The organism is Spirillospora sp. NPDC127506, from assembly GCF_040302145.1.
Lineage (GTDB): Bacteria > Actinomycetota > Actinomycetes > Streptosporangiales > Streptosporangiaceae > Spirillospora.
Map to the genome: position 1 here is coordinate 59,314 of NZ_JBEORG010000029.1, position 18,431 is coordinate 77,744.

The window sequence follows — 18,431 nt, forward strand, 5'->3', positions numbered from 1 at the left end:
GACCGTGGAGATTCCGAGAGAGCGCTGGATCGGGCGGGACGCCGGCCCGGTCGTGCGGCCGTACGCGATGACCCGCGGGCGCACCCGCCCCCGCGGGCTCGTCGTCGACCTGGTGACGATCCTGGTCGCGACCGGCCGCACCCCGGGCGACCGGGTGTGGCTGTCGCGCGAGCAGCGGCGGCTGCTGGAGCTGTGCCGGCAGCCGTCGACCCCGGCCGACCTGGCCTCGGAGACCGACCTGCCGTTCCGGGTGGTGCAGATCCTGCTGGAGGACCTGCACCAGTACGGCCTGATCGAAGAGGTCCACCAGGCGGCCGAGCCGTCCGACCGTCCCGACCCCCGCATCCTGATGAGAGTGCTCGATGAACTTCGCCGCCTCTAACCCGTCCGTGACGTACGCGCCGGACGACGACGTCCCCCTGCACACGCTCAAGGTGCTGGTGGCCGGCGGATTCGGCGTGGGCAAGACGACCCTCGTCGGCGCGGTGAGCGAGATCCGCCCGCTGCGCACCGAGGAGACCCTCACCGACGCCTCCGTCGGGGTGGACGACCTCGGCGGCGTGGAGAACAAGACGACCACGACCGTCGCGATGGACTTCGGGCGGCTGACGTTCTCCGGCGGCGTCCGGCTGTACCTGTTCGGGACGCCCGGCCAGGAGCGGTTCTGGTTCATGTGGGACCAGATCGCCTACGGCGCGGTCGGCGCGATCGTGCTGGTCGACACCCGCCGGCTCAGCACGAGCTTCGCGTCCATCGACTTCTTCGAGCAGCGGGAGATCCCGTTCGTCGTCGCCGCGAACCAGTTCGACGGCGCCCGCCGCTACAGCATCGAGGAGATCCGCGACGCGCTCGACGTCGACCGGGACGTGCCCGTCCTGCTGTGCGACGTGCGGAGCCGGGAGATGGCGCGGGGCGTGCTGATCGCGCTGGTCGAGCACGCCCTCCAGGCGGCGCGGAGCTGACTACCCGGCGGCCATCCGGGCGACGATGAGGGAGGCCAGCGCGGCGTAGGCGGCCGAGTCGTCCATCCCCGTCTGCGCCTTGATCTCGCCGCGGTGGATGGACTCCATCACCTGCCCGGCGACCGCGCCGACGAACGCGGCGTCCGCGTCCTCGGCGGCCTCCCGGACCAGGCCCTGCACGCGCCGCACGGCGAACCGCGTGTTCTGCTTGTAGATCTCGCGGGCCGGGGCGAACGCGTCCAGGTCGGCGAAGAACGCGGGCGACGCCGGCGCCAGCTCCTCGGAGATCGCGCGCAGGTACACGCCCACCCGCTCGCGCGGATCGCCGCCGGCGTCGAGGGCGGCCTCGACGCGCTCGGCCGCCCGCCGGAAGAACGCGCGCACGACCGCCACGATGATCTGCTCCCGGCTCGCCGCGACCGAGTACAGCGTGCTCTTCGAGCAGCGCAGCAGCGCGGCCAGGTCGGCGACGCTCAGCTCGGCGAACCCGCGGTCGAGGAAGACGTCCATGAGCCGCCCGATCAGCGCCTCCCGGCGCCGCGCCGCCCGCGTGACGCGCTCGTCCGCGGCCCTCCCAACCACCGGGGTCATGCGCCGACAGTACCAAAGAAGGTTCTCCGGTACCGGCTTTGGTACCGTTGGAGGGCCGAAAGGAGCCCGCCCATGCCCGCCACCCGGCACCTGCCGACCCCGGAGTCCGAGGACCTGATCGCGCTCACCCGCGACATCGCGGCCAAGGAGCTGGCGCCGCGCGTCGCCGGCGACGAGCGCGCCGGCGCCTTCCCCCGCGACGTGTTCACGACGCTGGGCCGGGCCGGGCTGCTGACGCTCCCCTACCCGGAGGAGTTCGGCGGCGGCGACCAGCCGTACGAGGTCTACCTCCAGGTCCTGGAGGAGATCGGCGCCGTCTGGGCCAGCGTCGGCGTCGGCGTCAGCGTGCACGCGCTGTCCTGCTTCCCCCTGTTCGCCTACGGCACCGACGAGCAGCGCGCGGAGTGGCTCCCCGGCATGCTGTCCGGCGAGCAGCTGGGCGCGTACTGCCTCTCCGAGGCCCACGCGGGCTCCGACCCGGCTGCGATGCGGGCCAGGGCCGTCCGCGACGGCGACTCCTACGTCCTCAACGGCGCCAAGGCGTGGACGACCCACGGCGGCGAGGCCGACTTCTACACCGTCATGGCCCGCACGTCCGACGACGGGGCGCGCGGCATCTCCTGCTTCCACGTCCCCGCGGGCACCCCCGGCCTGGAGTTCGACCCGCCGGAGGACAAGATGGGCCTGATGGGCTCCACCACGGCCACCGTCCGCCTGGAGGACGCCCGCGTCCCCGCCGCCAACCTGATCGGCGCCGAGGGCCAGGGCCTGTCCATCGCCCTCGCCGGCCTCGACGCCGGCCGCCTCGGCATCGCGGCCGTCGCCACCGGCCTCGCCCAGGGCGCGCTCGACCACGCCGTCGCCTACGCCAAGCACCGCGAGGCGTTCGGCAAGGCGATCATCGACCACCAGGGCCTGGCGTTCGTCCTCGCCGACATGGCGGCCGCGATCGAGTCGTCCCGCGCGACCTACCTGTCCGCCGCCCGCCTGAAGGACGCGGGCCGCCCCTACGGCCGCGAGGCGTCCATCGCCAAGCTGATCGCCACCGACAACGCCATGAAGGTCACCACCGACGCCGTCCAGGTCCTCGGCGGGGCCGGGTACACCCGCGACTTCCCCGTGGAGCGCTTCATGCGCGAGGCGAAGGTCATGCAGATCTTCGAAGGCACCAACCAGATCCAGCGCCTGGTGATCTCCCGCCACCTCGCCCGGGCCCGTTGACCGCCGGCCCGGTCAGAGGCGGACGTACTCGTAGTCGAACGGCTTCCCGTTGATGCCGTTGCGGGGCGGGGCGATCCAGGCGGCGATCTTGCCGCGCTCGTGGACGGGGCGCATCAGCGAGCGGACGTGGGTCTTGTCGACCTCGGTCGGCAGCCAGGCGCCCTTGCGCTCCTCCCATTCGGCGGCGGAGAGGATCTCGCCGTCCGGGGTGGCCTCGACGCCGGCGAACGCGCCGACCTTGCGGTTGAAGGCGACGCTCGGCAGGTAGAGGCGCTGCGGGAGGCCCGCGTCGGCGAGGATCCGGTTCCACCGGTTGACGCCGCTCTGGCAGTCGGAGATGTACTCGCGGCGCAGGTCGGTGTTCAGGCCGGTGAGCGCGGCGACCTCCTTCTGGCCGACGGCGCCGTCGACGAGGGCGTCCACCATGATGGCGTCGTCGGTGAGGCGGTGGTCGTCCTTGCGGCGGCCCTCCATCCAGCGGCCCTTGAGCCCGGCCGTGTAGTAGTTGGCGACGTTGCTGGACGTCTCGGAGCCGAACAGGTCGAGCGACACCGAGTAGTGGAAGTTCAGGTACTTCTGGATGACGTCCAGGGAGATGCCGCCGTGCGGGGCGACGTCGTCGGTGTCGTGCTGCTTCATCAGCTCGACGGTCCGCTCCACGACCCGGTCGATGCCCGTGGTGCCGACCATCATGTGGTGGGCCTCTTCCTTGAGCATGAACTCGCAGGTCCGGGACAGCGGGTCGAAGCCGGACTCCTTCAGCGTGCCGAGCTGGTACTTGCCGTCCCGGTCGGTGAAGTAGGTGAACATGAAGAACGACAGCCAGTCGGGCGTCTCCTCGTTGAAGGCGCCCAGGATGCGGGGCGACTCCTCGCTGCCGGAGTTGCGGTGCAGGAGCTCTTCGGCCTCTTCGCGGCCCTCGCGTCCGAAGTAGGCGTGCAGGAGGTAGACCATCGCCCACAGGTGGCGTCCTTCTTCCACGTTCACCTGGAAGAGGTTGCGCAGGTCGTAGAGGCTGGGCGCGGTCGCGCCGAGGTTGCGCTGCTGCTCGACGGACGCCGGCTCGGTGTCGCCCTGGATGACGATGAGGCGCTGCAGGTCGGCGCGGTACTCGCCCGGCACCTTCTGCCAGGCGGGCTCGCCCTTGTGCTCGCCGAAGCCGATGCGCCGGTCGCCGTCGCGTTCGGCGAGGAAGATGCCCCACCGGTAGTCCTTCATCGCGACGTGCCCGAAGTGCGCCCAGCCCTCGCGGCCGACGTTGACGGCGGTGCGCAGGTAGACGTCCCTGGTGGGCAGGGACGGGCCCATCGACTCCCACCAGTTCAGGAAGTTCGGCTGCCAGGACTCCAGCGCCCGCTGGAGGCGCCTGTCCTCGTGCAGGTCGACGTTGTTCGGGATCTTCTCCGTGTAGTCGGCCGTGGTGGGCATGGGGTCAGACTCGCTTTCGGTCGAAGTCGGGGCGCTGGCCGGTGCCGTAGCGGCGCAGCGCGCCGTCGGGGCCGGACGCGTTCGGGCGGGTGAAGATCCAGTTCTGCCAGGCGGTGAGCCGTCCGAAGATCTTGGTCTCCATGGTCTCCGGGCCGGGGAAGCGGTAGTTGGCCTCCAGCCCGGTCAGCGCGTCGGGGCTGAAGCTGGCCCGCTCCTCGATCGCGATGCGGACCTCCTCGTCCCAGTCGATGTCGTCGGGCGCGAAGGTGATCAGGCCGAGGCGCTCGGCGTCCGCGGCCTCCAGCGGCTTGCCGGCCGCGTCGCGGACGGCGGCGAGGGCCTCGTCGTCGCCGAGGAAGCGGGTCGCGAGGCGGGTGAGGCCGTTGCCCATCGGGAGCGGGCCGAGGTTCATGGCGTCCACGGTGATCGTCGCGGGGTCGGCGTCCGGGTCGACGTCCTCGAAGACGCCGTCGAGCTGGTAGGTGCGGTCGGCGGCGAGCGCGACCTCCAGGAGGGAGCCGGCGAAGCAGGAGCCCGGTTCGATCAGGGCGATGAGGCTGCGGCTGGTCACGTCCAGGCGCTTCAGGGTCCGCTTCAGGTAGTGAATGATCTCGTTGGCGAGCCAGTCGCCCGCGTTGTCGAGCAGCAGCCGGTCATGGGCGAGGACGTGCTCGGCCCTGCCGGTGGTGCGGAACACCCAGGTGCCGAGCTCCAGCTCGTTGGTGCGCAGGTCGAGGATCAGGTCGTCCAGCTCCCGCGTCATGGCCAGCGTCCAGAACTCCTCGCGGTGGAAGTCCTCCGGGGGCGCGTCCGGGCCGGCGATCGTGATCTCGGCGGCGCCCGCGTCGCGGTCCAGCCGGGCCGACACGTGCCGGTAGGCGATGGACTCGCCGGTGCGCTCCTTGGCGAGCGGGGTCAGCGGGACGCCCTCGGCGCCGGCCGGGCGGGACGAGCGGGCCGCCAGCTCCCTGGCGCGTTCCGCGACGGTCGCGTCCCAGGCCGTGCGGGGCACCGCCTCGTCGACCAGCCGCCACGCGACGGCCTTCTTGCCGCCGAGCCCCTCCGCCTTGGTGGAGAAGTAGTCGGCGCGGTCGCGGCGGACGCGCCGCTTGTCCGACACGCGGGTGAGGCCGCCGGTGCCGGGCAGGACGCCGAGCAGCGGCAGCTCCGGCAGCGACACCGCCGACGACCGGTCGTCCACGAGCATGATGTGCTCGCAGGCGAGGGCCAGCTCGTAGCCGCCGCCGGACGCGGTGCCGTTGACGGCCGCCAGGTACGTCTGGCCCGAGTTCGCCGTCGCGTCCTCGATGCCGTTGCGGGTCTCGTTGGTGAACTTGCAGAAGTTCACCTTCCAGGCGTGCGGGGACGCGGCGAGCATCCGGATGTTGGCGCCCGCGCAGAAGATCTTCTCCTTGCCGCTGGTGATCACGACCGTGCGGACGCCGGGATGCTCGAAGCGGAGCCGCTGGACGGCGTCGTACAGCTCGATGTCCACGCCGAGGTCGTAGGAGTTGAGCTTCAGCTCGTAGCCGGGGACCAGGCCGCCCTGCTCGTCCACGGCCATCGTGAGGGTGGCGACGGGCCCGTCGACGTCCAGGCGCCAGTGCCGGTAGCGGGCCGGGTCCGTCCGGAACTCGACGTGCATGGGTGCTCCTCCGCTCTGTCCGTACCCTCATGCTCCACAGAACTCAGTCACCACGTCAAGAGTTTGTAGCATGTTGACCCGCGAGCCGCCCCTGGCGGGAGCGGCCGGGCGCCGCCGGATGCCCGCTCAGCGCGCGTTCAGCAAGGTCGCGGCCATCTCGCGGACGGCGAAGCGGCGCAGCTTGCCGGTGGGCGTCGTCGGGAGCTTGTCCACGATCAGCACCTCGCGGGGCCGCTTGAACGACGCGAGCCCGGCCCGGCAGAAGTCGATCAGCTCCGCCGGCTCGGCGGCGGCGCCCTCCTTGAGGACGACGGCGGCGACCGGCTTGTCCAGCCCGTCGGCGTCCGGCAGCCCGACCACCGCGACCATCGCGACCGCCGGATGCTCCAGCAGCCGCCCCTCCACCTCGGCCGGCGACACCCAGATCCCGCCGGCCTTGAGCATGTCGCCGGTCCGGCCGAGGCAGGTGTAGTAGCCGTCCGCGTCCCGCACGTAGGTGTCGCCGGTGCGCAGCCACTCCCCCTGGAACACCTTCCGGGTGGTGTCGGTGCGGCACCAGTAGCCCGTCGCGATCGACTCGCCCTTCACCAGCAGCGAGCCCGGCGTGCCCGGCGCGACCTCGTTCCCGTCGGCGTCCACGATCCGCAGCTCGTAGCCGGGGACCGCGGTGCCCGTCGTCCCCGGGCGGACCTCGCCCGGGCGGTTCGACAGGAAGATGTGCAGGCACTCCGTCGAGCCGATCCCGTCGATGATCTCCACGCCGTACCGCTCGGTGAAGCGGCGGCACAGCTCGGCGGGCAGCGGCTCGCCCGCCGACACCGCCAGCCGGACGGACGCGAACGCCTCGACCGGCACGCCGGCGTTCAGGATCGCCGCGTAGAAGGTGGGGACGGCGAAGAACAGCGTCGGGCGGTACTCGGCCAGCCGCTCCGCCACCGACGCGGGCGTCGGCGGGCCGGGGTCCAGGATCGAGGTCGCGCCCGCGGAGAGCGGGAAGAACAGCGAGTTGCCGATCCCGTAGGCGAAGAACAGCTTGGCCACCGAGTAGCAGCGGTCGTCGGGCCTGATGCCGAGGACCTGGCGGCCGTAGGTCTCCACGACGTGCCGGATGTTGGCGTGCCGGTGCATCGCGCCCTTCGGCTTGCCGGTCGTCCCGGACGTGTAGAGCCACAGCGCGCTGGAGTCGTCCGAGGTCAGGTAGGGGTCGGCCAGTTCCCCGCCGCGCTCGCGGCCCGCAGCGACCAGGTCCTCGAAGGGGCTCACCTCCACGCCGGACGGCGCCTGCAGACCCGTGCCCCCCTCACCCGCGCCCCCCTCACCCGTGCCCCCCTCGCCCGCGCCGGCCTCGACCGCGACGCGCCGGACGCCCGGCGCGTGCGCGAGCGCCGCCTCGGCCGCGACCGCGAACCGGTCGCTGACCAGCAGCACCCTGGCCCGCGCGTCGTTGAGCAGCGCGGCCAGCTCGGTGCCGGTCAGCATCGTCGACACCGGCACCGGGACGGCGCCGAGCCGCATCGCGCCGAGGATCGCGGCGGCCATGTACGGCCCGTCGGCCATGAACAGGACCACCCGCTCCTCGGCCCGCATGCCCCACGCCTCCAGGCCCGCCGCGACCTGCCCGGCGAGCTCCGCGAGCTCGGCGTAACTGAGGTCGCCGCCCGGCCCGGTGAGGGCCGTCCGGCCGGCGCCGCCGGGCCGGGAGGCCGCCTGGAGCAGGTACTCGGAAGCGTTGAACGTGGCGGGCGCGGCCGGGGCGGTCGCGGTTTCGGCGGGCGCCGTTTCAGCGGTCATCGGGGGTCTCCAGTCGCCGGGAACCGTGGCACTTATGCTCTACATGGACGAAACGCCAGTCAATAGACTTGTCGAATGATGGTCTGCGGAAAGGGGACGGGCGCGATACTGGACAGCGTTCCATGGACGGCCGCGCCCCTGAAGGGCTGAGAAGGAGAAGCAGATGGCCCGATCCGGCGGGGACGCGGCGCGGCCCCAGTTCCGGCGCCGCCGCGAGCTGGGCGCGGCGAGCGCCAGGTCGCTGCTGCTGACCGTGCTCGGCGAGTTCGTCCTGCCCGGCGGCGAACCGGTGTGGACGGCGGCGTTCCTGCGGGCGCTGGGGCTGCTCGGCGTGGAGGAGAAGGCCGTCCGGCAGGCGCTCGCGCGCAGCGCCGCCGAGGGCTGGCTCGCCGGGGAGCGGCGCGGCCGGCGCACCGCCTGGCGGCTCACCCCGGCCGGCGAGCGGCTGCTCACCGACGGCACCGAGCGGATCTACGGCTTCGGCGAGCCGGTCGGCGAGTGGGACGGGCGGTGGCTGCTGGTCCTCGCGACCGTCCCGGAGACCAGCCGCAGGCTCCGCCACCTGCTGCGGACGCGGCTCGCGTGGAGCGGGCTCGGCAACCTCTCCCCCGGCGTGTGGGTGAGCCCGCATCCCGAACGCGAGCCCGAGGTGCGGGACGTGCTGGCGGAGATCGGCGTCGCCGACACCTCCACGCTGTTCACCGGGCGGCTCGGCGACCTGGCGGAGGCGCGGCGCGTGGCCCGGCAGGCGTGGGACCTGGACGAGATCGAGCTCGCCTACGAGGACTTCCTGGACGCCGTCCGCAGCCTGCGCCCCGCCGACGATCCGGGCACGTTCGCGGCGCACACGCGGCTCGTGCAGGAATGGCGCCGGTTCCCGTTCCTCGACCCCGGCCTGCCGGCGGAGCTGCTGCCGGACGACTGGAGCGGCTCGCAGGCGTACACGCTGTTCCACGAGCGCCACGACACCTGGCGGCCCGTCGCCGACCGCCAGTGGAAGGCGATGAGCGGCGACTGACCCCTGCCCGGTCCCCGAGCGGGGCCGGACCTGCGGCGGGAACTAGACCTGCGGGGAGAGTCTCAGCAGGTTGACGGTGCCCTCGGCGACGACGCGGTCCTTCTCATCGGTGATCGTCGACTGCCAGGTCACGTGGTCGTCCACCCGGTCGACCGGGCGGGCGCGGGCCACCAGGCGGCCGCCGCGCACGGCGCGGATGAACCGCGTGTGGTTGCTGATCCCGACGACCTGGTTGTCGAGGCCGACGGTGAGGGCCGCGCCCATGCTGCACACCGTCTCGGTGATCGCGCAGTACACGCCGCCGTGCACGATCCCGTACGCCTGCATGAGCTTGTCGGTGACCTCCAGCTCGGCCACGACCTCCTGGTCGGACGCCTCGGTCACGACCAGGCCGAGCGTCTGGTCCAGGGGGCCCGCGTAACCGGTGCGATCAACCGTCATCCCCCGAAGCTAACCGGCCCGCGAAATCCGCGTCAACGGAGGAGGGAACGTGTAGGAGCCGCGTCGCAGGGAAGTCGGAGGGCGTCGGCGCGGCGCATTGGAGGTCCTGGGATGAGCAGCTTGGTCGGACGGAACCTGCTCGCCGGAGCCGAAACGGACGTCGCCGCCGACGCCGGCTATACCGACCATCCGCCCAGGATGGGGTTCTTCACCGACACGTCGGTGTGCATCGGCTGCAAGGCGTGCGAGGTGGCGTGCAAGGAGTGGAACGCCATCCCCGAGGACGGCCTGAACTTCACCGGCATGTCCTACGACAACACGCAGGGCCTCGGCGCCGACACCTGGCGGCACGTCGCGTTCATCGAGCAGAACAAGCCGATGGGGCGCGCGGAGCCCGGCGTCGACCACGGCGGCTCCCCCGGCGCGGCGCCCGGCGGCGCTCCCCCCGGCGCTCCCGACGGCGCTTCCGGAGAGGGCGGCGGGACGGACTTCCGCTGGCTGATGGCGTCCGACGTCTGCAAGCACTGCACGCACGCCGCCTGCCTGGACGTCTGCCCGACCGGCTCGCTGTTCCGCACCGAGTTCGGCACGGTCGTCGTCCAGGAGGACATCTGCAACGGCTGCGGCTACTGCGTGCCCGCCTGCCCGTACGGGGTCATCGACCAGCGCAAGGAGGACGGCCGGGTCTGGAAGTGCACGCTGTGCTACGACCGGCTCGGGGAGGGCCTGGAACCGGCCTGCGCGAAGGCGTGCCCGACCGACTCGATCCAGTACGGGCCGCTGGACGAGCTGCGGGAGCGGGCCGCGGCCCGCGTCGAGCAGCTCCACGGCATCGGCGTCGAGGACGCCCGCCTCTACGGCCACGACCCGGAGGACGGCGTCGGCGGCGACGGCGCGTTCTTCCTGCTGCTGGACGAACCCGAGGTCTACGGCCTGCCGCCGGACCCGGTCGTCACCACGCGCGACCTGCCGTCGATGTGGAAGCACGCGGGCGTGGCCGCGGCCGCCCTGGTCGGCGGGCTCGCGGCCGTCTTCGCCGTCCACGGCCGCACGGGAGGGGCACGATGAAGGACTCGGGCGTCAGCAAGGAGCGCGTGTACGGCGCGCGGCCCGGCCGGGAGGCGGAGGTCGGCGGGGGCCTGCGGCCCCGCGACGGCGGGCGGCGCGGGGACCGGCGCGATGGCCGGCACGGTGGCCGGCAGGGTGGCCGGCAGGGGCGCCGGCGCGGTGGGCGCGGTGAGAAGGCGATGGTGCCGGAGGCCGAGTTCACCTCCTACTACGGCCTGCCCGTCCTGAACCCGCCGGTCTGGAAGGCCGCCGACGTCGCCGCGTACCTCTTCCTCGGCGGCCTGGCCGGCGCCGGGTCGACGATGGCCGCGGGCGCGCAGCTCACCGGGCGGCCCGCCGCCGCGCGGGCGCTGAAGATCTCCTCGCTGGCCGCCATCGCCGGATCGACGGCCGCGCTGATCCACGACCTCGGACGTCCCGCGCGGTTCTACAACATGCTGCGGGTGATGAAGCCGACCTCGCCGATGAGCATGGGATCGTGGATCCTGGCCGCCTACGGGCCGGCCGCGGGCGGCGCCGCCGTCCTGGACGCCGCGGGCCGCTTCCCGCACCTGGGCGGGGCCGCGACCGCCGTCGCCGCCGCGCTCGGCCCCGCCGTCACCGTCTACACCGCCGTGCTGATCGCCGACACCGCGGTGCCCGCCTGGCATGAGGGGCGGGGCGAGCTGCCGTTCGTCTTCGCCGGTTCGGCGACGGCCGCCGCGGCCGGGATGGCGCTGGTCGCCGCGCCCGTCCGCGAGACGGGCCCGATGCGCACCGCGGCCGTGTCCGGCGCCGCCCTGGAGCTGGCGGCGGCCCGGCTGCTGGAGCGCCGAGCCGGCCTGGCCGCCGAGCCGTACAAGAAGGGGAAGGCCGGCCGGTTCATGCGCGCGGGCGAGATCCTGTCGGCCGCGGGCACCGCCGGGAGCGTGCTGCTCGCGGGGCGCGGCCGCGCGGCGGCGGCGCTCAGCGGAGCGGCGCTCCTGGCGGGCTCGGCCTGCACGCGTTTCGGCATCTTCTACGCCGGGATCCAGTCGGCCGAGGACCCCAAGTACACCGTCGTCCCCCAGCGGGAACGCGTCGACGCGGGCGGCGCCAGGGCCACGACCTGAGCCCGCTCGCCGCCTCCGCCCCTCTTTCCTCGGCTTTCCGCTGTCACCATTCCGCAAGTCACCTTTCTGCAAGTTGATTGAAATCTTGCGCAAGCTCTTGACGGAACTGCAAGAAGAGAGCATTCTCACGGTGCTCGCGGACGGCCGTCCCCCACCCCCTCCAGGCGCCCGCCAAGCGCCTCGTGTCAGGAGTTCGCCGCATGCAACGCGTTAGAAAGCCCCGCGCAAGGGTCCTCCGCCGCCGGTCCGTGCTCGCCGCCGCCGCGCTCGTCCTCGTCGGGCCGGCGCCCGCCGCCGCCCTGCTCCCCGACTCCTCCGCCCGCGCCGCCGTTTCCCTCAACGCCGGCGACGTCACCGCCAACCTGTGGGAATGGAACTGGCCGTCGGTCGCGGCGGCCTGCACCGACCACCTCGGGCCCGCGGGGTACGGGGCCGTCCAGGTCGCGCCGCCCGCCGAGTCGGTCAGCCTCGCCTCGACGAGCGACGGCGCGCACCCGTGGTGGGAGGTGTACCAGCCCGTCTCCTACGGCCTGACCAGCCGGCTCGGCACCCGCGCCCAGTTCGCCTCCATGGTCGCCGCCTGCCACGAGGCCGGGGTCCGCGTCTACGTGGACGCTGTCATCAACCACATGGCGGGCCACAACAACACGCTCAACACCACCTACGGCGGGTCGGCGTTCGATCCCGCCGGGTTCTCCTACCCCGCCGTCCCGTACGGCTACGGCGACTTCCACCACGCCGGCGACGGGTACTGCAACGACGACGACGCGGCCATTGACGACTGGAACAACACCTCCGAGGTGCAGAACTGCGAACTGGTGTCGCTGTCCGACCTCAAGACCCAGTCGAGCTACGTCCGAGGGAAGATCGCCGGATACCTCAACGACCTGCTCGGGCTCGGCGTGGACGGCTTCCGGATCGACGCCGCCAAGCACATCGCGCAAAGCGACTTCGCCGCCATCAAGGGCATGCTCCGCACCACGACCGCCGAAGGGAAGGCCCCCTACATCGCGCAGGAGGTCGTCCCGGGGGCGAGCACCGCCGAACTGAAGCCGTCGGCGTTCACCGGGAACGGCGACGTGCTCGGCTTCTCCTACGCGCAGGGCCTGAAGACGCAGTTCCAGAACGGCACGCTGTCGAACCTGTCGGGGATCCCGTCGTGGTCGCTGGACGCGGACGGCGCCCACACCTTCGCCATGATCACCAACCACGACACCGAGCGCGACGGGTCGACGCTCAGCTACAAGAACGGCGCCGACTACGTGCTGGCCAATTACTTCATGCTGGCCTACCCGTACGGCAGGCCGTCGGTGTTCGACGGCTTCACGTGGTCGTCCGCCGGGCAGTCGCCGCCCGCCGGCTCCGGCGGCCTCGTCACGGACGCGAACTGCTCGGCCGGCTGGCAGTGCGTCACCCAGTCGACCGGGATGAAGGGCATGGTCGGCTGGCACAACGCCACCGCGTCCGCCACGACGGTGTCCGACTTCACCGCCACGGCGAGCGGCGTCATCGGGTTCCACCGGGGCTCGAAGGGCTGGATCGGGCTCAACGACTCGTCCAGCGCGTCGACCGCGACCTACCGGACGGGACTCTCGGACGGCGTCTACTGCGACGTCATCACCGGCGGCCTCGGGGCGAGCGGATGCGCGGGCACCTCGGTGTCGGTGTCCGGCGGCAACGCGACCGTGACGATCCCCGCGCACGGCGCGGTCGCGATCCACGTGAACGCCCGGTCGGGCGCGACACCGACCTCGACGCCCACCTCGACCCCCACCACCGTCTCCGACACGTTCAACGTCTACGCCACCACGACCTGGGGGACGAGCGTCTACATCGTCGGCGACATCCCGGCGCTCGGCTCTTGGGATACGTCCAAGGCGATCAAGCTCTCCCCCGACCGCTACCCGACCTGGAGCGGGACGGTGACGCTGCCGGCCGGAACCAGGATCGAGTACAAGTACATCAAGAAGACCGACGCGGGTGCCGTGACATGGGAGAACGGCGCCAACCGCACCTACACCACGGGGACGTCCGGCCACACCGCGAACGACACCTGGAGATAGCCGCTCCCGATGAAGCAGGGCCGGCCTCACCGTGTGCGGAGGCCGGCCCTGCCATCAGCCCCTGCCATCAGGCCCTGCCATCAGGCCCTGCCATCAGGCCCTGCCATCAGGCCCTGCCCGCTCGCGCTACTCGTCGGCGGTCTGCTTCGCCGGGCGCCAGAACACCGCCAGCAGCAGAGCGGCGCCGAGACCGCCGGCCGGCGCGGTGATCGCGAGGCCCGCCCAGCCGGACAGCTCGTCGGAGATCCCGAGCGCGCGGTCGAGCGACACGGCCCCGCCGCCCAGGGCGCCGAGCGCGCACGCCACCATGATGATCATCAGGACGTACTCGTAGCCCTGCCCCGGCCGGAAGATGAAGAAGCCGTTGCGCAGGTGCGCGGTGACGAACGCGACCGCCATCGTGCCGACCGCGCCGGCGGCGGCCAGCGGGGTGACCAGGCCGAGCAGCAGCAGGACGCCGGCGCCCAGTTCGGTGCCGGTCGCCATCAGCGCGTGCAGGCGGCCGGGCCGCAGCCCCATCGACTCGAACCAGGCCGCGGTCCCCGGGATCCGGCCGCCGCCCCACGCGTGGTTCCAGCCGTGCGCGAGCAGCGTGCCGCCGACCGACAACCGCAGCACCAGTGACGCGATATCGACGCCCACCGCCTCAACAGCCATTCACGCACCCTTTTCTGACGGACGTCCCGTTCCTGACGGGCGTCCCGCCAACGTACAAGGAAGGCCCGCCCGGGATCTCCAGCCGATCCGGTTTGCACCGACCTGACGGCTCCCTGGCCCACCGCCCCCGCCAGCCCGCCATCGCATGAATCGTCCGGCGTGGGGCACGTCACAGTCGTCAGGCTCCAGATCGCGTCACGCTGAGAGGCGCCCTGAGCGTCTACTTCATGGCGGCACCGGCGCGGAGGTCGAGGAGGCGGCATGGAAAGCGTGGCCAGACAGTACAACCTGACGATGCTGCACGCCGCGTACCAGGCGTTCCGCCGCGACGCGGCCCGGCTGGAGGCCGCGACCGGGCCCGAGGGGGCGGCGGTCGCGAACACCTGGTCCCTCTTCACCTCCTACTGGCGTATCCAGGACAACGCCGAGAAGCGCGCCCTGTGGACGGTGATGTACGCCAAGGACGCCGACGAGCAGGCGCCCGACCGCGATCTCGGCCGCGTCGGCGTCGTCCTCGACGCCCTCGCGGTGCGGACGCTGCGGGTCATCCCGCTGATCGACGGCGTGGACGCCGCCCTGGAGCATCGCGACCGCCGCTTGTTCTCCCGGTACGCGCGTGAGCTGCGCGCATCGCTGAACGCCCTCCTGGACTTCAAGGAGTCGAACGTCCTGCCGCTGATCCAGGAGACCCTGACGCCCTTCGAATGGGGCACCTTCGACGTGGAGTTCCGCCGCGAGCTGGGGTTCCGGGGGCTCGGCACCTTCCTGCCCTGGCTGCTCGACGGCGCCTCCGACTCCATCCGCCGCGCGGTGCTGCGGCTGATGCCGCCGCCGATCCGGCTCTGCTACCGGGTCACCTGGCGGCCGCGCTACCAGCGCCGCAGCCGCCTGGCCGCATCCGCCTGCTGAGCCCGGAGCACGGCCCGTCCGTGTGAGAGGCCCGTGCGACAGGCCCGTGTGACAGGCCGTGCGACAGGCCCGCGCGTCAGGCCGTGTGACAGGGCGCACATCTCCAAGTGTCACATTCGCCCGTCCTTTGCCGTCTTATGCGCAGAAGTACGACGGAGGGATGGTGACGATGGCGGGGACGATGCCGCGGACGCGAGGCGGGGCGGTCGACGCCACGGCGCGGGCGCTGGACGATCGGTTCGGCACCGCCGGTTTCGCCCGCAAGGCGCTGCGCAAGGCATTCCCGGACCAGTGGACCTTCCTGCTCGGCGAGATCGCGATGTACTCGTTCGTGATCATCCTGCTGACCGGGGTGTACCTGACGCTGTTCTTCAAGCCGAGCATGCAGGAGGTCGTCTACAACGGCTCCTACACGAAGCTGAAGGGCGTCGAGATGAGCGAGGCGTACGCCTCCACGCTCAAGATCAGCTTCGATGTGCGGGGCGGGCTGCTGATCCGGCAGATGCACCACTGGGCGACGCTGATCTTCATGGCGGCGATCCTCGTGCACATGCTGCGGAACTTCTTCAGCGGGGCGTTCCGCAAGCCGCGCGAGCTGAACTGGCTGATCGGCGTCGCAATGCTCGTGCTCGTCATGCTGAACGGGCTGTTCGGCTACTCGCTGCCGGACGACCTGCTGTCGGGCACGGGCATCCGCATCCTGGAGGGCGCCCTCGCGGCGATCCCGCTGGTCGGCTCGTACGCGGTGATGTTCCTGTTCGGCGGGGAGTATCCGGGGACCGACATCATTCCGCGCCTGTACGTCATCCACGTGCTGCTGATCCCCGGGATCCTCGCGGCGCTCATCCCGCTGCACGCGATCGTGCTGACCTGGCGGCAGACGCACACCCAGTTCCCCGGCAAGGGCAGCACCAACACGACGGTCCGCGGCTACCCGTTCTTCCCGGTGTTCATCGCCAAGACCACGGCGTTCTTCCTGTGGCTGCTGGGCGTCACCACGCTGCTGGCCGCGTTCGTCCAGATCAACCCGGTGTGGCTGTTCGGCCCCTACGACCCGGGCGCGATCAGCTCCGGCTCGCAGCCCGACTGGTACATGGGCTGGCTGGAGGGCGCGCTGCGGATCATGCCCGCCTGGGAGATCAACGCGTGGGGCCACACGGTGGCGCTCAGCGTGCTCATCCCGGCGCTCGTGGTGCCCGGCCTGCTGTTCACCGGCCTCGCCGCCTACCCGTTCCTGGAACGCTGGGTGACCGGCGACGACCGCGTCCACCACCTGCTGGACCGGCCCCGCGACGTGCCCGCGCGGACCGGCATCGGCTTCGCCGGCATCGTCTTCTACGGGACGCTGTGGCTCGCGGGCGGCAACGACGTCCTCGCCGACCGGTTCCACATCTCGCTGTTCTGGACGACCTGGTTCTTCCGCTTCCTGATCATCCTCGGGCCGGTGATCGCCTACAGCGTCGCCTACCGGATCTGCGTCGGCCTGCAGCGCCGCGACCTGGGCCTTGCCACGCACGGGCTGGAGACCGGCATCATCCGGCAGTCGCCGGACGGCGGTTTCAGCGAAGTCGAGCGGCCGCTGCCGGACGAGGCGATCGCCGCGATCACCGATCCGCGCCCGGCGCCGGCCGTCGACCTGGACGTCCCGCCGCCCATCGACGGCATCGAGAGCCCGCGCGCCCGCAGCGCGTCCGGCCGGCTGCGCGCCGCGCTCAACCGCCGCTTCCGGGCCGACCTGGCCGTCGTCCCCGAGCGGCCGCCGCTGGACGCCGGCGGCGACCGCCCAGCCCTTGAGGAGAAGTCCTCATCATCCGGCTGACCCCGGAAGCAGGGTGGCGCGCATGACGCCGGCCAGCCAGTCGCGGAACTCGGGCTCGGGCCATCCGGACTCGTGGACGAGCGCGCCGTAGTGGGCGGGGTCGTTGAACGTCCACAGGACGTCGGCGGCCCGCTCCACGCCGAGGCCGGGGCGCAGCGGGCCGAGCGCCACCAGGTGGTCGACGACCATCCGGGCGCCGGCCCGCCGGTTGGCGCGGACCGTCCGCCACAGCTCGGCCGTCTCCGGCGCGGCGTCCGCCGCACCGTCTCGAAGATCCGCGCCGCGCGCGCCGATCAGCATGCAGACGTCCGCGTAGGCGTCGAGCGTCGCGGCGGGCGTCGCGGCGTCCCAGACCGGTCGGAACCACGGGCGGTCGGCGACCGGCACGGGCTCGTCGTCCCCGGCGAGAGCCTGGTCGAGGACCTGCTTGAGCAGCGCGGGCTTGGAGCCGGACGCGGCGGTCACCGTGGGCCGGGCGACTCCGGCTGACGACCCCCGGCGGGTTCGAGCACTTCGCCGCCGAGGCGGGCGAGCCGGCGGCGGAGCGGCGCCTGCCCGACCCGGGGCCGAGCGATCCCGGCGCGCTGGGCCATGTCGCGGCGCGGCACGGGATCGAACTGCTCGGGCCGCCGCCGACCGCGTGAGGGGCGGCGGTCAGGGCTTGGAGGTCGGGCAGGTCGGGGCTGGCAGGTCAGGGCTGGCAGGTCAGGGCTTGAAGAGGTGCCCGATCACGGGGGCGGCGGCGGCCACGGGGTCGTCGCCCAGGTCGGGCGGCAGCGCGCCGCTCAGCCACAGGTGCGCGAAGCCGTGCACGATCGACCAGGCGGCGAGACCGCGCGTGCGGGCGTCCTCCGGGCGGCCCGGTGACACGTCCCGGACGCCCTCGGCGAGGACGCGGCCGGCGCGGGCGCGGGCGGCCACCAGCCCGGGGTCGTCCGCGCGGTAGAGGCCGGGGCTGAACATCACCTCGAAGTGCGCCCGGTGCTCCACGGCGAACCGGACGTAGGCGAGGCCGACCGCGTGCAGGTCGTCGCCCGCGGCTTCGAGGGCGTCCGCGAACAGGCCGTACCCCTCGGCGGCGACGGCGGTCAGCAGGCCCGCCTTGTCGCCGAAGTGGTGCGCGGGCGCGGCGTGCGACACGCCCGCGCGGCGGGCCAGCTCGCGCAGGCTCCACCCGGCCGGGCCCGACTCGGCGATCGCCGCGACCGCGGCCGCCATGATGGTCCGCCGCAGGTCGCCGTGGTGGTAGCCGTCGCCGCTCGTTCCCGCACCGCTCACCCGGGAAATCCTATGTGCGGGGTGTCGGATCCGCCGCGCCGCCGTTCGTCTTCAGGGCAGGAGGTGAGGCGCATGAGGTATGTGCTGATGTTCGTCGACAACGCGCGCTACGCGGAGGACTGGGAGGCGAGGTCCGAGGACGAGAAGCAGGACCTGTACGCCAGGGTCGAGAAGTGGCTGGACGAGCACGCCGACCGGATCGTCCACAAGACCCGGCTGCAGGGCGGCGAGACGGCGACCACCGTCCGGCTCGGCGGGGGCGAACCGCTCGTGACCGACGGGCCGTTCGTGGAGGGCAAGGAGGTCGTCAGCGGCTACGTGGAGGTCGAGGTCGGCGGCCTGGACGAGGCGGTCGCGATGGCGAAGACCTGGCCGTCGTGCCCGACGGTCGAGATCCGCCCCGTGATGTAGCCGCGCGGCCGCGCCATGCGGCCGCGCCATAGGGGCGG

General features: G+C 72.5%; 18 protein-coding genes. 10 read left to right on the forward strand and 8 right to left on the reverse strand.

The annotated features are described in order from the left end of the window. Positions 1–4: 4 nt before the first annotated feature. Together ABTW95_RS25065 and ABTW95_RS25070 are read left to right on the forward strand one after the other, a co-directional pair. Complete coding sequence (locus tag ABTW95_RS25065; RefSeq protein ID WP_396449174.1) at positions 5–382, forward strand: DUF742 domain-containing protein; 378 nt, start codon at positions 5–7, stop codon at positions 380–382. Next, on the forward strand, positions 363–962 hold the full coding sequence (locus ABTW95_RS25070) for a GTP-binding protein (protein WP_500227548.1): 600 nt from the start codon (positions 363–365) through the stop codon (positions 960–962). The genes ABTW95_RS25065 and ABTW95_RS25070 overlap by 20 nt, the downstream gene beginning before the upstream one ends. Here ABTW95_RS25070 and ABTW95_RS25075 read toward each other — a convergent pair whose 3' ends face one another. Beyond that, complete coding sequence (locus tag ABTW95_RS25075) at positions 963–1,553, reverse strand: TetR/AcrR family transcriptional regulator (protein ID WP_396449176.1); 591 nt, start codon at positions 1,551–1,553, stop codon at positions 963–965. Positions 1,554–1,625: 72 nt separating this feature from the next. Here ABTW95_RS25075 and ABTW95_RS25080 point away from each other — a divergent pair, with 72 nt between their 5' ends. Beyond that, the gene (locus ABTW95_RS25080; protein WP_396449177.1) at positions 1,626–2,774 is read left to right on the forward strand and encodes an acyl-CoA dehydrogenase family protein; all 1,149 of its coding nucleotides are present in this window, start codon (positions 1,626–1,628) and stop codon (positions 2,772–2,774) included. A 12-nt stretch (positions 2,775–2,786) separates the two neighbouring features. On the opposite strand, the gene boxB is transcribed toward ABTW95_RS25080, so the two are convergent. From boxB to ABTW95_RS25095, 3 genes are all read right to left on the reverse strand, one after another. Beyond that, entirely contained in the window at positions 2,787–4,202 is a 1,416-nt protein-coding gene (gene boxB / locus ABTW95_RS25085) for a benzoyl-CoA 2,3-epoxidase subunit BoxB (protein WP_500227549.1), read from the reverse strand. Between the two features lie 4 nt (positions 4,203–4,206). Further along, on the reverse strand, positions 4,207–5,847 hold the full coding sequence (gene boxC, locus ABTW95_RS25090; RefSeq protein WP_500227550.1) for a 2,3-epoxybenzoyl-CoA dihydrolase: 1,641 nt from the start codon (positions 5,845–5,847) through the stop codon (positions 4,207–4,209). Positions 5,848–5,973: 126 nt separating this feature from the next. Next, positions 5,974–7,638, reverse strand: coding sequence for a benzoate-CoA ligase family protein (locus ABTW95_RS25095; RefSeq protein ID WP_500227551.1), 1,665 nt, complete (start codon positions 7,636–7,638; stop codon positions 5,974–5,976). A gap of 163 nt (positions 7,639–7,801) precedes the next feature. On the opposite strand from ABTW95_RS25095, the gene ABTW95_RS25100 reads away from it, so the two are divergent. Then, positions 7,802–8,656 carry a PaaX family transcriptional regulator gene (locus ABTW95_RS25100; RefSeq protein ID WP_396449181.1) on the forward strand — a complete coding sequence of 285 codons (855 nt, stop codon included), beginning with the start codon at positions 7,802–7,804 and terminating at the stop codon, positions 8,654–8,656. A 42-nt stretch (positions 8,657–8,698) separates the two neighbouring features. On the opposite strand, the gene ABTW95_RS25105 is transcribed toward ABTW95_RS25100, so the two are convergent. Further along, positions 8,699–9,097, reverse strand: coding sequence for a PaaI family thioesterase (locus ABTW95_RS25105; RefSeq protein ID WP_396449182.1), 399 nt, complete (start codon positions 9,095–9,097; stop codon positions 8,699–8,701). A 198-nt stretch (positions 9,098–9,295) separates the two neighbouring features. On the opposite strand from ABTW95_RS25105, the gene ABTW95_RS25110 reads away from it, so the two are divergent. The 3 genes from ABTW95_RS25110 (at position 9,296) to ABTW95_RS25120 (ending at position 13,319) form a co-directional block, all read left to right on the forward strand. Continuing rightward, positions 9,296–10,165, forward strand: a complete 870-nt coding sequence (locus ABTW95_RS25110) for a 4Fe-4S dicluster domain-containing protein (RefSeq protein WP_500227572.1) — start codon at positions 9,296–9,298, stop codon at positions 10,163–10,165. After that, the gene (nrfD, locus tag ABTW95_RS25115) at positions 10,162–11,256 is read left to right on the forward strand and encodes an NrfD/PsrC family molybdoenzyme membrane anchor subunit (protein ID WP_396449255.1); all 1,095 of its coding nucleotides are present in this window, start codon (positions 10,162–10,164) and stop codon (positions 11,254–11,256) included. Before ABTW95_RS25110 ends, nrfD begins: the two co-directional genes overlap by 4 nt. 200 nt (positions 11,257–11,456) lie before the next feature. Then, positions 11,457–13,319: a carbohydrate-binding module family 20 domain-containing protein gene (locus ABTW95_RS25120; RefSeq protein ID WP_396449254.1), complete on the forward strand. Its 1,863-nt coding sequence runs from the start codon at positions 11,457–11,459 to the stop codon at positions 13,317–13,319. 126 nt (positions 13,320–13,445) lie between these two features. Here ABTW95_RS25120 and ABTW95_RS25125 read toward each other — a convergent pair whose 3' ends face one another. Beyond that, positions 13,446–13,976 carry a DoxX family protein gene (locus ABTW95_RS25125; protein WP_500227552.1) on the reverse strand — a complete coding sequence of 177 codons (531 nt, stop codon included), beginning with the start codon at positions 13,974–13,976 and terminating at the stop codon, positions 13,446–13,448. 261 nt (positions 13,977–14,237) lie between these two features. On the opposite strand from ABTW95_RS25125, the gene ABTW95_RS25130 reads away from it, so the two are divergent. Next, positions 14,238–14,885: a hypothetical protein gene (locus ABTW95_RS25130; protein WP_500227553.1), complete on the forward strand. Its 648-nt coding sequence runs from the start codon at positions 14,238–14,240 to the stop codon at positions 14,883–14,885. A 169-nt stretch (positions 14,886–15,054) separates the two neighbouring features. Beyond that, positions 15,055–16,704, forward strand: a complete 1,650-nt coding sequence (gene qcrB / locus ABTW95_RS25135; protein WP_500227554.1) for a cytochrome bc1 complex cytochrome b subunit — start codon at positions 15,055–15,057, stop codon at positions 16,702–16,704. On the opposite strand, the gene ABTW95_RS25140 is transcribed toward qcrB, so the two are convergent. Further along, positions 16,693–17,169, reverse strand: a complete 477-nt coding sequence (locus ABTW95_RS25140; protein ID WP_500227555.1) for a hypothetical protein — start codon at positions 17,167–17,169, stop codon at positions 16,693–16,695. The genes qcrB and ABTW95_RS25140 overlap by 12 nt on opposite strands. Positions 17,170–17,409: 240 nt before the next feature. After that, positions 17,410–17,982: a TetR/AcrR family transcriptional regulator gene (locus ABTW95_RS25145; protein WP_396449249.1), complete on the reverse strand. Its 573-nt coding sequence runs from the start codon at positions 17,980–17,982 to the stop codon at positions 17,410–17,412. A gap of 72 nt (positions 17,983–18,054) precedes the next feature. Here ABTW95_RS25145 and ABTW95_RS25150 point away from each other — a divergent pair, with 72 nt between their 5' ends. Further along, positions 18,055–18,393: a YciI family protein gene (locus tag ABTW95_RS25150; RefSeq protein ID WP_396449248.1), complete on the forward strand. Its 339-nt coding sequence runs from the start codon at positions 18,055–18,057 to the stop codon at positions 18,391–18,393. Positions 18,394–18,431: the final 38 nt, after the last annotated feature.